Below are 12,757 nucleotides of genomic sequence, written 5' to 3'. Positions count from 1 at the left end.
AACCCAATGGGGTAGGGCGGTGACAGTTAATGTTCGGGTGAACCGTGTTCCCCCTGGTCCAGGTCGTCAGGGTTCACATTCTCGGCGGGTACCCGGTACTCCTCATTGGCCCAGGCGCCCAGGTCGATCAGTTTGCAGCGTTCGCTGCAGAACGGCCGGTAGGGATTGGCGGTATCCCATTCAACGGCTTTCTTACAGGTGGGACAGTCAACAATCATTCAGGAAACTACCTTCATCTAACAGACTACCTTGCACAACGAACGGCCATCGGTTACGACATGACCTTGCAGTATTGCTCCAGCACGGCGCGCAGCATCTCTATATTGACCGGTTTGGCCACAAAGGAGTTCATGCCCGCTTGCCGGCACCGTTCTTCATCCTTCTCCATGGCGCTGGCCGTCAGGGCGACCACCGGAATGGGGGAGCGCTGCTCCCGGCGCTCCCAGTCCCGCAGGCGGCGCGTTGCCTCAAAGCCATCCACCTTGGGCATCACACAGTCCATGAAGATGATGTCAAAGGGGTGCCACATCCACAGGCTGGCAGCGGCCTCGCCGTCGTTGGCGGTCATCACATCACAGCCGAGCTTTTCCAGCAAGCGCCGGGTAAGGGTTCGGTTCACCGGGTTGTCTTCCACCAGCAACACCCGCATGCGCCCGCCCGGCAGGTGCTGACGGCGGGTGGTTGGGGCGCCGGACTGCAGGGAAAAACGGGTCAGGAACTGGCGTTCGTCCTTGCTGGCGTCCAGGAACAGCTGATGGAGGATGGGACTGAGGCAGGACTCCCGCAGGGACTTGCTGAGGAAAGCGTCCGCCCCGGCCTGGCGGAAATGCTCGGCGTCCCCCCGTTGAGGGTTGGACGAGAGAATCAGCAGCCGGGTGCGGGCCCAGTCGGGGTTACTGCGAACCTGACGGCACAGCAGGTCGCTGTCCATGTCCGGCACAAAGCCGTCCAGCACCACGGCGTCGAAGGGCTGCTGGCTGTCCGACGCCTGACGCAGGGACGTCAGGGCCTCGCCGGCGGATTTTACCGCTTCGATGTCGAGCTCGTAGCGTGACAGCATCTCCAGGGTGATCTTGCGGGACAGCTCGTAGGAATCCACCACCAGTATGCGTTTGCCCTTCAGCATGCGGGTATCGGGACGAACCCGGGTAGCGCCGTCCGGCGCGAGGGGCAGCGACAGTTCCACCCAGAAGGTACTGCCTTCCCCCGGCTGGCTCTCCACATCCAGGGTGCCATCCATCAGGGACACTAACTGGCGGCAGATGGCCAGCCCCAGGCCGGCGCCCGGCGACTGGCGCTGGAACCGCTGGCCCAACTGGACGTAGGGTTCGTACACCAGCGGCAGGTCTTCCGGATTGATGCCCACCCCGGTGTCTTCCACCGCCAGGCGCAGGCCGACCCGGTCATCCTGCCGGCCCAGCACCTCGATGCTGATCAGTACGTGTCCGGAGTCGGTGAACTTGATGGCGTTGGAGGTGAGGTTGAGCAGGATTTGGCGAATCCGTACCGGATCGCCCTCCAGGCCAAAGGGCAGGTTCTCATCCACCCGCAGTTCCAGGGCCAGGCCTTTTTCCCGGGCGCGGTTGCCCAGCATATGGACCAGGTCGTTGAGGGTTTCCCGCAGGTCGAAGGGGATGGGTTCAAGCACCAGCTTGCCCGCTTCGATACTGGAGATGTCCAGCAGGTCGTTGATGATGGCGGAGAGGTTTTCCGCCGCGCCCTGCAGGGTTGATACGTACTCTCGCTGCTCCTGGTCCAGCTGGGTGTCGTTCAGCAGGCTGGCATAGCCCAGTACCGATTGCAGCGGGATACGCAACTCGTGGCTGACGTTGGCCAGGAACTGGTTCTTGGCGTGGTTGGCCTTGATGGCTTTGTCCCGCTCCCCCTGGGACTGGATGGTGGTCTGGCGCAGGTTGCGGGTGTCTTCCAGCAGCTGCAGGCGCATGGTGTTCAGCGCCTGCTCCATCTCGCTGAGTTCGTCCGGGTGCTTGAGGGGCTTGCGTTTGAGCTTGAGCGGTTCGATCAGGGCATCCAGGTTCAGGCGTGCGGCATACCGCGACATGGTTTCCAGGTGCCGGGACAGGGTAAAGCGCACAATCACCAGCAATCCCAGTGTGCCCAGCATCACTACGAAGGACTGGAACAGCAAGATCAACAGCGCCCGTTCCATGAGTTGCTGATAGGCCACTTCCACCGACGAGGTGAGGGTCAGGGAGCCCAGCGACACTGGTTTGTTCAGCTGCGGGCCTTTGTAGACCAGTGGGAAGGACTGGGTGATCACCCGGCCTTCCGGATAGCTACCGGCGCTGAAGACGTCGCCTTCGGGGACCCGGACTTCCGCATGGGCGATGTCCGGCAGGTTGAGGATGGCGTCGATGGTGTTGGCCACCTCGCTGTAGTTCAGCAGCCAGAGGTTGTTGCTGAGCGTGCCGGATATCAGGTCTGCGGCTTTCTGCTGGGAGGTCTTGAGCTCGTCGGTGCGGCTGTCGAGTTCGCCGACCATCTGCAGGCCCGTGGCCAGGATGGACACTACCATGCTGAACAACAGCACATAGATGAGCAACCGAGCCGCCAGTGGACGGACGCCCATTTTTTTCAGCAAGTTGGTTAACGGCAAAGCACGCTTTCCCTGTGTTTATTCGAATCCTGAAGCATGGCTGTCTATTTCCTGAGCGGAAGTTTAACAGACACTTAGGACCTCGACACCCTTTGCCAGGGGGGACGAACGTGCCAATTCCGAATCGGAGGCGGAGCCGCCAACAAACCGAAAGCGTACGTTAAAGTCGTACAGGTGTGCCCCGTAAATGCGGTCCTCATCCCTGCCGCGGCGGAACGAGGGGCGGGGGTCGTAGCTCACCACGTCCTCGATCAGCGCCCGGAAATCCGGATAGCGCTCCGGGTCCAGGCTGGCCAGCTGTTGCTGGGCCTCGCGGCTGAAGTGTACCGGCAGGCGGTCGGTGGGAGGAGTGTCCGCCCAGCCCAGGGCGGCCTCGGGAACCGCGTCGGCGAAGGGCAGGTAGGGCTTGATGTCGAGGATGGGGGTGCCGTCGATCAAATCGTGGTCGCGAATGCGCAAAATCAACTGTTTGCCTTCCCGCCGCAGGCCCTCGTTGCACACCACCGACAGCCCCAGGCTGTTGGGACGGAAGGGCGAGCGGCTGGCAAACACGCCGATCTTTTTATTGCCGCCCAGCCGGGGAGGACGCACCACGGGACGCCACTCCTCCCGCACCGCCTCATGGAACTGGAAGGTCAGCCAGAGGTGACTGCTGGACTCCAGCCCCCGGAAAGCGTCCTCGCGGTCAAACGGCGGCTGAACGATCAGGTCCGCCCAGGCGTGCCGGGTCAGGCCGGGCTGCCGGGGCACGCCGAACTTGTCCCGAAAGCAGGATCGGGTGAGGGCAATCGGCGTCAGGGTAAGGGCTTCGGCGGCGGGTCTGGAACGGTGTCGGCTCATCAGTCGAGGTTTCTGGAGAAGTACATTTCAATGCGAAGAATCAGAGAGGAACGGTCCTTGAAACTGGCGTCCCTGGGAAACTCGATGGCCGGAATCAGCTCGCCAAAGAGCCAGCTATGATACAGGCGATACCGATAGGTGACATCGGCAAAGTAACTGGTGGTGCGCCAACTGGGCTGGCTCTCGCCAAGAATGCCCAGGCGCGGGTTGATGGTGGCCCGGTTGTTCAACCGCTTGAACGTGTTAAAGGTCTGGGACATGACAAATTTGCGGTCCTGGTGCACCCATTCCAGTTCGGAGGAGGCGAGGAATTTCCAGCCCTTGCCCAGCTCCCGGCCAAAACTGAGCCGGGTACGCTCGCCCCAGCCGGTCTGGTGAAAGTAGTAGAAACGCTGGTCCGCGTGAAGGGCCCAGTCCTCGTCCAGCTGCCAGCGCTTGCTGGCCTTCACCCGCCAGAAGGCATCGGGAGGAAGACGCAGACGGACGCCCACATCGTTGCTGAGGTTGATGGCGTCGCCCACCTCGGTGAGGAACCGCAAGGCGCCGGTGGCATCGGTCTCGGTGCGTTGGTTGTCGGTGAGCTGGCGATTCCGGCGACGTTCTTCGAGGGGAATCAGCTCGTCGCTCTCACTCTCGATGACCAGCCGCAGTTTCTCCTCCAGAGTGGGAACATCCAGGCGAAAGCGGCCCTCCGGTTCCAACTGCAAAGGGTCGCCATGTTCGGACTGTGTCGCGAAGCCGATACGTATGTAGCTCTCATTGTCTGGCAACGCGCTGTCGCTGCCGGAGAGGGTTCGGTCGGCCCATTCGCCAAAGCCCTGTACCAGCCGGGAGCTGCTGCGTTGGCTGCCCAACACCCAGTTGGAGAACTGCAGCCAATAGGAATCCTCTGGTTCCTGCCAGTATTCCTCTGGGGTGAACGTGTAGAAATCCAGGGGCAAGGACTCGACCGAGAGGGCCTCGGTAATACTGGGGTCCTGAACCGAAATGATGGAGTCCGCCAGGCCGGAGGCTGGGGCGGTCGCTAGCCAAAGCAGGGCGTAGATTGTGAGTTGATGTCTATGCAAATGCCACCAGGAACTGATTGTGCAGCGTCTCGACCCGACGCCGGACGTCGGCCAACGGAACATTATTATCGATCACTTCGTTGGCTTTTTTAAGTCGCTCATCCCGGTGCATCTGGGCGGCGATGATGCGCTCGACCTGGTCCCGGTCGTTGTTGTCGCGGGCCACCGTGCGTTCGATCTGGGTCTCCACGGGTACGTCCACCACCACAACCCGACTGACCAGCTGATACTGGTCGGTTTCCAGCAATAGGGGGGAGACCAGCAAGGTGTATGGCTGATCGTGGTTCTCCGGCGTCAGCTGCCGGACCAGTTCCTCGCGGATCAACGGATGGAGCAGCTTCTCCAGCCACTCCCGTTGAGCGGGGTCTTTGAAGACGATGGTGCGCAGGGCGGCGCGATCCAGGCGGCCCTCATCGGTCAGGATCTCCGCGCCGAAGTGCTCCCGAATGTTCGCCAACGCCGGCTGCCCCGGTTCCACCACCTGGCGGGCCACGTCATCGGCGTCCACCCAGTGCACGCCCAGGTCGCCAAACAGTTTCGCGACCGTGGACTTGCCACTGCCGATCCCGCCGGTCAGTCCAACAATAGTCGTCATACCGTCACCTTAAACTCCGAGGTAACCCAGCCACCAACCCTGCAGTTCTTCACCAAACCACAGCGCCAGCAGCCCAGCGCCGGCAAGGTAGGGCCCAAACGGAATCGGCACTTCCCGCCCATGCTGGCGGAACACAATCAGCCCAATGCCCACCACGGCACCCACTACGGAGGACAGCAGAATCACCACTGGCAACATCTGCCACCCCAGCCAGGCACCCAGCGCCGCCAACAGCTTGAAATCGCCGTGGCCCATGCCCTCCTTGCCGGTCACCAGCTTGAACAGCCAGTACACCGACCACAGCGACAGGTAACCGGCAATGGCCCCCCAGAAGGCGCTGTTGAAATCCGTCAGCACCCCGTAGTAATTGAGGATCAACCCCAGCCAGAGCAGGGGATAGGTAATGCTATCCGGTAGCAGCTGCGTGTCCAGGTCAATACTGGTCAACGCGATCAGGGCCCAGACCAGCAGCAGCGCCCACAGGGTGGCCGCAGACGGCCCCAGCAGCCACACCGTGAACACCGAGAGCAGCGCCGTCAACGCTTCCACGATGGGGTAGCGGGCCGAGATCGGGGCCTTGCAGGCGGAACACTTGCCCCGCAGTGCCAGGTAGCTGATCACCGGAATGTTCTCCCAGGGCTTGATCTCATGGCCACAGGACGGACAGGTGCTATTGGGCGAGGCCAGGGTGATCTTCTGGGGCTCGGCGCGCTGCTTTTCCGGCACCTCCAGGAATTCCTCGCACTGGCAGCGCCAGTCCTGCTCCATCATCTTGGGGAGGCGCAGGATGACGACGTTCAGGAAGCTGCCGATACAGAGGGAGACTGCTGCGATAACGGTGAAAAGCATCCAGGGAGAATCAAGAATTGGTTCGATAAGCTGCATGGATTGGTTCGTTGATGGTGAGATAAGAGAAGGAGAGCCTGTTCAGGCTCTCCTTGATTTCATGATCGGTAATAGAAACACCTTTTAGTTTCTATCAATATTAGCCAACCACTTGACCCATCTGGAAGATGGGCAGGTACATGCCGATGATCAGGCCACCGACCAGCACCCCGAGTACCGCCATGATCATGGGTTCCATGAGGGCGGTCAAGTTATCGACCATATCATCGACTACCGCTTCATAGTGATCAGCAACCTTCTCCAGCATCGAGTCCAGGTTGCCTGATTCTTCGCCAATAGCGGTGAGCTGTATAGCCATAATCGGAAAAACGTCGGCTTGTCTCATTGCGGCCTGAAGTTGGGTACCGCTTGAAACTTGATCCCTGATACCGTTGATGGCGTCACGATAGACTGCATTACCGGTAGCTCCCGCTACGGACTCGAGCGCTTCAACCAGTGGTACGCCAGAGGCGAAAGTGGTCGAGAGAACTCGTCCGAACTTGGCCACCGCCGATTTATCAAGGATTTCCCCTACGATGGGAAGTTTCAGAATGTATTTGTCGACCATATCCGAGAATTTCTGTGATCGACGCTTGCCTTCTCTGAAGGCGAAAATAACGGCCACAAAACCAAGTAGGGCGATGAACCACCATTTCTGCATCCATTCGGATATATTTATAATGAATTGCGTAAATACAGGCAGCTCGGCGCCAAAGCCTTGGAACAGGCTCTCGAATTGAGGTACCACTTTTACAAGCAGGATGGCTGTTACCACAATCGCGACAACAATGACCGCGATAGGGTAGGTCATGGCCTTCTTGACTTTCTTCTTGAGAGTCTCGGTCTTTTCCAGATAGGTAGCTATCCGGTCTAACAGTTGCTCCAGCGCCCCCGCCTTTTCGCCAGAGTCCACCAGGTTGCAATACAGGTCGTCAAAATGACGGGGGTGGCGACGAAGGGCATTGGCAAAACTGGTGCCCGACGCCACGTCGTTGCGGATGGCAGAGATGAGCTCCCTTAATCCCTGATTCTCCAACCCATCGGTTACGATATCAAAGCTTTGTACAAGCGGAACGCCAGCTTTCATCATTGTTGCCATTTGCCGAGTAAACATGGCGATATCGAACGGCGTAATTTTTTTGCTACCACCAAAGAGCGGTTTGGGTTTTTTACGAACCTTACTGGGGAGGATGCCTTGCTTCCGTAGCTGGGCCTTCACCACAGCTAGATTGGAGCCTGACACTTCACCCTTTGTTTTGTTGCCCTTTTTATCTTTGCCCTCCCAGACAAAGACTTGGAGTTGTTCTGCTTTTTCAGCCATGCTTAATCCTTCGTCACCCGGTTCGCCTCTTCAAGGCTGGTCACACCCTGAATGACTTTTTTAAGGGCGGATTGCCTTAGATTGGCGAAGCCTTCAGACTGTGCCTGTTCTGCAATTTTTATGGAGCTGGCCTCTTCCATAATCATGTTGGCCAGCCTGTTGGTAATCGGTACTACCTCGTAAATACCGACGCGCCCTTTGTATCCTCCATTGCATTTATCACAGCCCTTGGGGCGGTACAACGTGAAGCCTGTATCAATTTGTTCCTCTGTGAACCCTTCGGCCAATAGCGTCTCTCTTGGGATTTCGGCCGGTTGTTTGCAGGAGTTGCACAACCTTCGCCCGAGTCGTTGGGCGATGATAAGACTAACCGACGTTGCAATATTGAATGCCGGCACGCCCATGTTCATCATCCGGGTGAGGGTTTCGGCAGCACTGTTGGTATGCAGGGTGGAAAGCACAAGGTGGCCGGTTTGAGCGGCCTTGATGGCAATGTTGGCAGTTTCCAGGTCTCGAATCTCACCCACCATAATGATATCCGGGTCCTGACGCAGGAATGCCCGCAACGCTTCCGCAAACCCTAGGCCGACTTTGTTGTTGACGTTGACCTGGTTGATGCCTTCCAGGTTGATTTCTGCCGGATCTTCCGCGGTGGATATGTTTCGTTCAGGTGTATTGAGAATGTTCAAGCCCGTGTAGAGGGATACAGTCTTACCGGAACCCGTAGGCCCGGTCACCAGGATCATGCCTTGCGGCTGCTCCAGTGCATCCAGATACAGTTGTTTCTGGTCTTCTTCATACCCCAGAACATCGATACCAAGCTTCGCCTGGCTTGGGTCCAGAATCCGCAACACGATTTTCTCGCCCCATAGGGTGGGGAGGGTATTTACCCGAAAATCGATGGCCTTGGTTTTGGACAGCTTCATCTTTATACGGCCGTCCTGCGGCACCCGGCGCTCGGAAATATCCAGCTGCGCCATGATCTTGACCCTGGCGGCGATCTTGGGCGCCAATTTGATCGAGGGTTTCGAGATTTCCTTCAATATGCCGTCGGTTCTGTATCGGACTCGATAGACCTTCTCGTAGGGTTCGAAGTGAACGTCCGAGGCTCCGCCGCGGATTGCATCCAGCAACATCTTGTTCACGTACTTGACGATTGGGGCGTCATCTACTTCTGAGGCGGTTACAGTGCCCTCATCTTCGTCCGCTTCGCCTCCCTCTGTTTCAACGCCTTCCAGATCGGCGTCTTCCAGGTCCCCCATAGTGGTGTCGGTGGCTTCAAAGTATCGCTCGATTGCCACTCTTAAAACGGCATCATCTACCAGCACCGGATCCGTACTCAATCCGGTGTTGAACTTGATCTCGTCCAGCGCCTGAATGTTGGTGGGGTCGGACACCGCTATAAATAGCCGGTTACCGCGCTTGTACAAGGGCAGCGCGTTGTGCTTGCGAATCAGCTTCTCGTCGACCAGGTTCTCCGGCATCATTTCCGGCAGAAAGGCATTCAGGTCCAATACCGAAACCCCGAACTCCATCGCAGCCGAGAAGGCCAGGCCTTTACTGTCAGCCAGTTCGTGCTGTACCAGATACGTAATGAGTGGAATTCTGTTGTTCGACGCCTGAATGAAGGCATTCTTGGCGTCTTCCTCGCTTAGAAGACCGTCCTCAACGAAGCGTCGAGCCAGGCCGGTTAAGGTGACGCTGGAACTTTTGTTTGTCATAAAGTATGAAAAATTTTCTCTAAGTAGCTGATGCGCAGTTTATATTGAGTATCAGTGAGTGTAGTTGGGTGGCCCCTGTTTGAAAAGCCATGCGGGTATAGGTGCTGTCTGGTCTACAAGCTGTTACTCAAGGGCGTGCTGGGTGACCAAATTTGTCAGTTACTGACCCAGCGTGCGAGAAGAAACCATCTGTAGATCAATTGCTAACGCGAGCGGGTGCAGACTAGGTCGCTGAACAATAAGGTATTTTTAACATTTTCTTGCAATTGGCATGCTCAATGCTACAGTCTTGTCAGGCCGCTCCTCGTGGGGCGTGACTGACAAAAATTGCGGAGAGATAAAGTATGAAAAAAGTTCAACAGGGTTTTACTTTGATCGAACTGATGATCGTTGTTGCGATCATTGGTATTCTGGCGGCAGTAGCAATTCCTGCGTATCAGGATTACACCATTCGTGCGAAGGTGAGTGAGGTTCTGACCATCGCCAGCGCGGCCCGTACTAGTGTCGCTGAGTACTACATTAGTACTGGTGACTATCCTGCTTCAACAACTGCTGCTGGCATTAACACAGATGCGGGCCAGAGCGATTACGTGTCTGCCATCGCCTTCGCGACTTCAAGTGGCGGTACTCGCCTGACTTACACGCTGGACAACCTGGGTGGTGATGCTGACGGTGATACCTTCGAATATTTTGTGTCCGGTTCCGGTTCTGGCGTAACCGTCAACTGCACCGGCGGTACCTTGGACGACAAGTATCGTCCGGCTAACTGCCGCGAATAATGTTCGCTTATAGCTTTTAAGCGAAGTTTCAAGGAAAAGCCCTCTTCGTGAGGGCTTTTCTTTTCCATGAAGAATACAATCTCAGTATTGAGTCAGGCATTGGGTTTATGAACCGATCTCTCCAGAATCAGCACTCCATTCTAGTTTCTCTGTGCCTCATGGTACTTCTTGTTTTGGGGTGGACGGCTTTTTCGCCAGGTCTTTCCGGTCCATTTATGTTGGATGATTTTGACAACCTGGGGGCTCTGGAGGTCGGCGTAACGGATATACGATCATTTGAGGAATACATGTCCATGGGCAATGCTGGCCCGCTGGACCGTCCCATATCCAAGCTGTCTTTCCTGTTGAATGACAACGCCTGGCCGTCAGACCCGGAGAGCTTCAAGCGAACCAACCTTTTGATTCATTTGCTCGTTGGAGTCCTGGTTTTCATCGCTGCTCGACAAGTTTCCCGAATCTTCAGGAAATCTGATTCAGCAGATTGGATTGCGATCGTATGTACTGGAATCTGGCTACTTCACCCCATTCAGGTATCCACGGTACTGTATCCAGTCCAACGAATGGCGCAACTGTCTGCGCTATTTGTCCTTGCCGGAGTCTGTTTTTACTTTTATATGAGGTGCAGGGTTAAGGAGTGGAATTTTCGCAGGCTTTCTATTCTGAGTGTGGGGCTTGGCGTATTTGGACTTCTGGCCGTCTTTAGCAAAGAAAATGGTGCGTTGCTGCCAATGTTCATTGCTGTAGCCGAGCTCACGATATTTTCGAAGTTCGACAGCGACAGGCTTTTTGCTTGGTGGCGAAGGCTCTGCATCTGGTTGCCCTCACTGATAATTCTTGCATATCTGCTTTATATTCCCCGTTGGATGGGCGGCTACACCTATCGGGAATTCACCTTAGTCGAGCGAATTATTACGGAACCCGTAATCCTGTGGGATTATCTGTTTTCAATGTTTTCCCTACAGGTGCATGGATTGGGCCTGTTCCAAGACGACTACCCCATCTATTCAAGTTTATTAAGCCCTGCCGCGGGGGCGGCGGCGTTATTAACAGCGTTGGCCTTGGTTGGGGCGCTTCTTCTAAGGAAAAAATACCCCGTATTATGCTTTGGCGTCCTTTGGTACTTTTCCGGTCATTTGGTGGAATCGACCACAGTCGCACTTGAGCTGTATTTTGAGCATAGAAATTATGTTTCGATGTTTGGTGTGACCTTGGCTTTTGCCTACTTTGCCAAGGCTGGCTTCGAGAAGCTATCTACTGAATTCGCTCGATTTTATGGTGTCTTTCTGCCGGCGTTGATCATGATTGTTGGGGCAATTACATACGGCTATTCAACCGAATGGGGCGACGAGAACCGTATACTGACTATCTGGGCAACTGAGCATCCGTACTCACCTCGCGCACAACGCACCTATGCGCAGCACTTGGCGAACATGGGGTATCCTGAGGCAGCACTTGATTCCCTTGATGTATCACATGATTCCTTCCCACATGACCTTAGTATTCCAATAATGTCGATGGGTATTTCGTGCGCATTTAACCGGGAACAAAGGTATGAACCAGAAGCGCTGCTGGAACAATTTGACGCTTATCAATGGACTGATGGGCTGCGCCCCGCTGCGAGTCACCTTAGCGAAATGATGTGGCCGACAGGCTGCGAACACCTGGCGGAGGGTGTGGCGAGCTTGCTCGGTAATGCAGTCCGTTTCGAAGGTGCTCGGGTGAGCGGAATCGCAGCTTTATTGGTTATCGCCGGTGACATACGTAAAAGAGCTGGTGATGGCGATGGGGCTCTAAGCCTCTATTTGAAGGTTGATGATCTCAAGCCCTCGGTTGATTCCGCCACGAGAATTGCCGGACTGTTTTTGGGGGCGGGCAACTATCCTGAAGCGAGAAGAGCTCTCGAGGTTGCCATAGAAAGGGATTCAGTATCAGGAATTAGCGAGTCAAAGATGGAAGAATATAAAAGGATATTTGCTCTTATTGATGGAAAAATGAGTGAAAATCCTCAATAAGCTAAATCCATTTCAAGGGGACGTCTAGCGTGACAAGTGTATCGGTGATCATACCTGCCAAGAACGAATCTGGAGCGATAGGCCAGGTTGTGGACAAGGTATGCCATACCCTGCCAGATGCTGAAATTATTGTTGTGGATGATGGATCCACGGATGATACAGGGCCCATAGCCGAGGCCGCTGGCGCCAGGGTTGTGCGACACCCGTATTCCATGGGTAATGGTGCCGCAATCAAATCTGGCGCCAGGGCCGCGAAGGGGTCGGTGTTTGTGTTTATGGACGGAGATGGACAGCATGATCCGGCTGATATTCCACGTCTACTTCGTCGGCTAGACGAAGGTTATGATCTGATTGTTGGCGCCCGCCAGAGGGGCTCCCAAGCCAGTGTCGGCAGAGGTCTGGCCAATACTTTTTATAATCGCCTCTCGAGCTACATGACAGGCCAGCAGATTGAAGACCTGACGTCAGGCTTTCGAGCGGTTCGTGGGGCCAAGTTCAAAGAGTTTATGTCATTGTTGCCTAATGGCTTTTCCTATCCGACGACAAGCACCATGGCATTTTTTCGAGCCGGCTATTCAGTTGGCTATGAGCCAATAGATGTAGCAAAAAGGGTTGGAACGAGTCACATTAGTTTGGCTAAAGATGGTCTAAGGTTCCTACTAATAATCTTCAAGATTGGCTCTTTATATTCCCCGCTGAAACTCTTTGTCCCAATAAGCTTTCTAACCTTTATGACCGGTCTTGGTTACTATATGTTTACGTTCTTCGACCAGGGTAGGTTTACTAATATGAGCGGGCTGTTATTTACGACCTCCGTCTTGATTTTTTTAATGGGTCTCGTGTCCGAGCAAATCACTCAGTTAATGTATCGAGACTCGGCTTTAGATCGATCAAGTGGCGATAATTCGGTGGAATAATGA

11 protein-coding genes are annotated in these 12,757 nt (G+C 55.6%); 3 read left to right on the top strand and 8 right to left on the bottom strand.

The window, feature by feature from the left end; translation table 11 throughout:
* Positions 1-26: 26 nt before the first annotated feature.
* From yacG to pilB, 8 genes are all read right to left on the bottom strand, one after another.
* A complete protein-coding gene (yacG, locus tag R3175_RS11610) occupies positions 27-218 on the bottom strand; it encodes a DNA gyrase inhibitor YacG (protein ID WP_318944443.1) in 192 nt (63 codons plus the stop codon).
* A 53-nt stretch (positions 219-271) separates the two neighbouring features.
* Positions 272-2,590 carry a response regulator gene (locus tag R3175_RS11605; RefSeq protein ID WP_318944511.1) on the bottom strand — a complete coding sequence of 773 codons (2,319 nt, stop codon included), beginning with the start codon at positions 2,588-2,590 and terminating at the stop codon, positions 272-274.
* Positions 2,591-2,680: 90 nt separating this feature from the next.
* Positions 2,681-3,457, bottom strand: a complete 777-nt coding sequence (gene tsaA / locus R3175_RS11600; protein WP_318944442.1) for a tRNA (N6-threonylcarbamoyladenosine(37)-N6)-methyltransferase TrmO — start codon at positions 3,455-3,457, stop codon at positions 2,681-2,683.
* Positions 3,457-4,524, bottom strand: a complete 1,068-nt coding sequence (locus R3175_RS11595; protein ID WP_318944441.1) for a hypothetical protein — start codon at positions 4,522-4,524, stop codon at positions 3,457-3,459. The genes tsaA and R3175_RS11595 overlap by 1 nt, the downstream gene beginning before the upstream one ends.
* Positions 4,517-5,119, bottom strand: coding sequence for a dephospho-CoA kinase (coaE, locus tag R3175_RS11590; RefSeq protein ID WP_318944440.1), 603 nt, complete (start codon positions 5,117-5,119; stop codon positions 4,517-4,519). Before coaE ends, R3175_RS11595 begins: the two co-directional genes overlap by 8 nt.
* Positions 5,120-5,128: 9 nt before the next feature.
* Positions 5,129-6,004, bottom strand: a complete 876-nt coding sequence (locus tag R3175_RS11585; RefSeq protein WP_318944439.1) for an A24 family peptidase — start codon at positions 6,002-6,004, stop codon at positions 5,129-5,131.
* A 100-nt stretch (positions 6,005-6,104) separates the two neighbouring features.
* Complete coding sequence (locus R3175_RS11580; RefSeq protein WP_318944438.1) at positions 6,105-7,325, bottom strand: type II secretion system F family protein; 1,221 nt, start codon at positions 7,323-7,325, stop codon at positions 6,105-6,107.
* A gap of 2 nt (positions 7,326-7,327) precedes the next feature.
* On the bottom strand, positions 7,328-9,046 hold the full coding sequence (pilB, locus tag R3175_RS11575) for a type IV-A pilus assembly ATPase PilB (RefSeq protein ID WP_318944437.1): 1,719 nt from the start codon (positions 9,044-9,046) through the stop codon (positions 7,328-7,330).
* A 344-nt stretch (positions 9,047-9,390) separates the two neighbouring features.
* On the opposite strand from pilB, the gene R3175_RS11570 reads away from it, so the two are divergent.
* Genes R3175_RS11570 through R3175_RS11560 form a run of 3 tightly spaced genes read left to right on the top strand, consistent with a single transcriptional unit; the run spans position 9,391 to position 12,754 of the window.
* Positions 9,391-9,825: a pilin gene (locus tag R3175_RS11570; protein ID WP_318944436.1), complete on the top strand. Its 435-nt coding sequence runs from the start codon at positions 9,391-9,393 to the stop codon at positions 9,823-9,825.
* A 47-nt stretch (positions 9,826-9,872) separates the two neighbouring features.
* Positions 9,873-11,837: a hypothetical protein gene (locus R3175_RS11565; protein WP_318944435.1), complete on the top strand. Its 1,965-nt coding sequence runs from the start codon at positions 9,873-9,875 to the stop codon at positions 11,835-11,837.
* A 29-nt stretch (positions 11,838-11,866) separates the two neighbouring features.
* Positions 11,867-12,754, top strand: a complete 888-nt coding sequence (locus R3175_RS11560; RefSeq protein WP_318944434.1) for a glycosyltransferase family 2 protein — start codon at positions 11,867-11,869, stop codon at positions 12,752-12,754.
* The last annotated feature ends 3 nt before the right edge of the window (positions 12,755-12,757 follow it).

This window comes from Marinobacter sp., assembly GCF_033722735.1.
In the GTDB taxonomy this organism is placed as follows: domain Bacteria; phylum Pseudomonadota; class Gammaproteobacteria; order Pseudomonadales; family Oleiphilaceae; genus Marinobacter.
Note: the sequence above shows the minus strand (reverse complement) of the source record. Positions and strands in the feature narration are given on the sequence as shown.

What these genes read in the sequence shown, in the direction of transcription:
- yacG (WP_318944443.1), bottom strand. Translation starts at nt 218, where the DNA reads ATGATTGTTGACTGTCCCACCTGTAAGAAAGCCGTTGAATGGGATACC.
- R3175_RS11605 (WP_318944511.1), bottom strand. Translation starts at nt 2,590, where the DNA reads ATGGGCGTCCGTCCACTGGCGGCTCGGTTGCTCATCTATGTGCTGTTG.
- tsaA (WP_318944442.1), bottom strand. Translation starts at nt 3,457, where the DNA reads ATGAGCCGACACCGTTCCAGACCCGCCGCCGAAGCCCTTACCCTGACG.
- coaE (WP_318944440.1), bottom strand. Translation starts at nt 5,119, where the DNA reads ATGACGACTATTGTTGGACTGACCGGCGGGATCGGCAGTGGCAAGTCC.
- R3175_RS11585 (WP_318944439.1), bottom strand. Translation starts at nt 6,004, where the DNA reads ATGCAGCTTATCGAACCAATTCTTGATTCTCCCTGGATGCTTTTCACC.
- R3175_RS11580 (WP_318944438.1), bottom strand. Translation starts at nt 7,325, where the DNA reads ATGGCTGAAAAAGCAGAACAACTCCAAGTCTTTGTCTGGGAGGGCAAA.
- pilB (WP_318944437.1), bottom strand. Translation starts at nt 9,046, where the DNA reads ATGACAAACAAAAGTTCCAGCGTCACCTTAACCGGCCTGGCTCGACGC.
- R3175_RS11570 (WP_318944436.1), top strand. Translation starts at nt 9,391, where the DNA reads ATGAAAAAAGTTCAACAGGGTTTTACTTTGATCGAACTGATGATCGTT.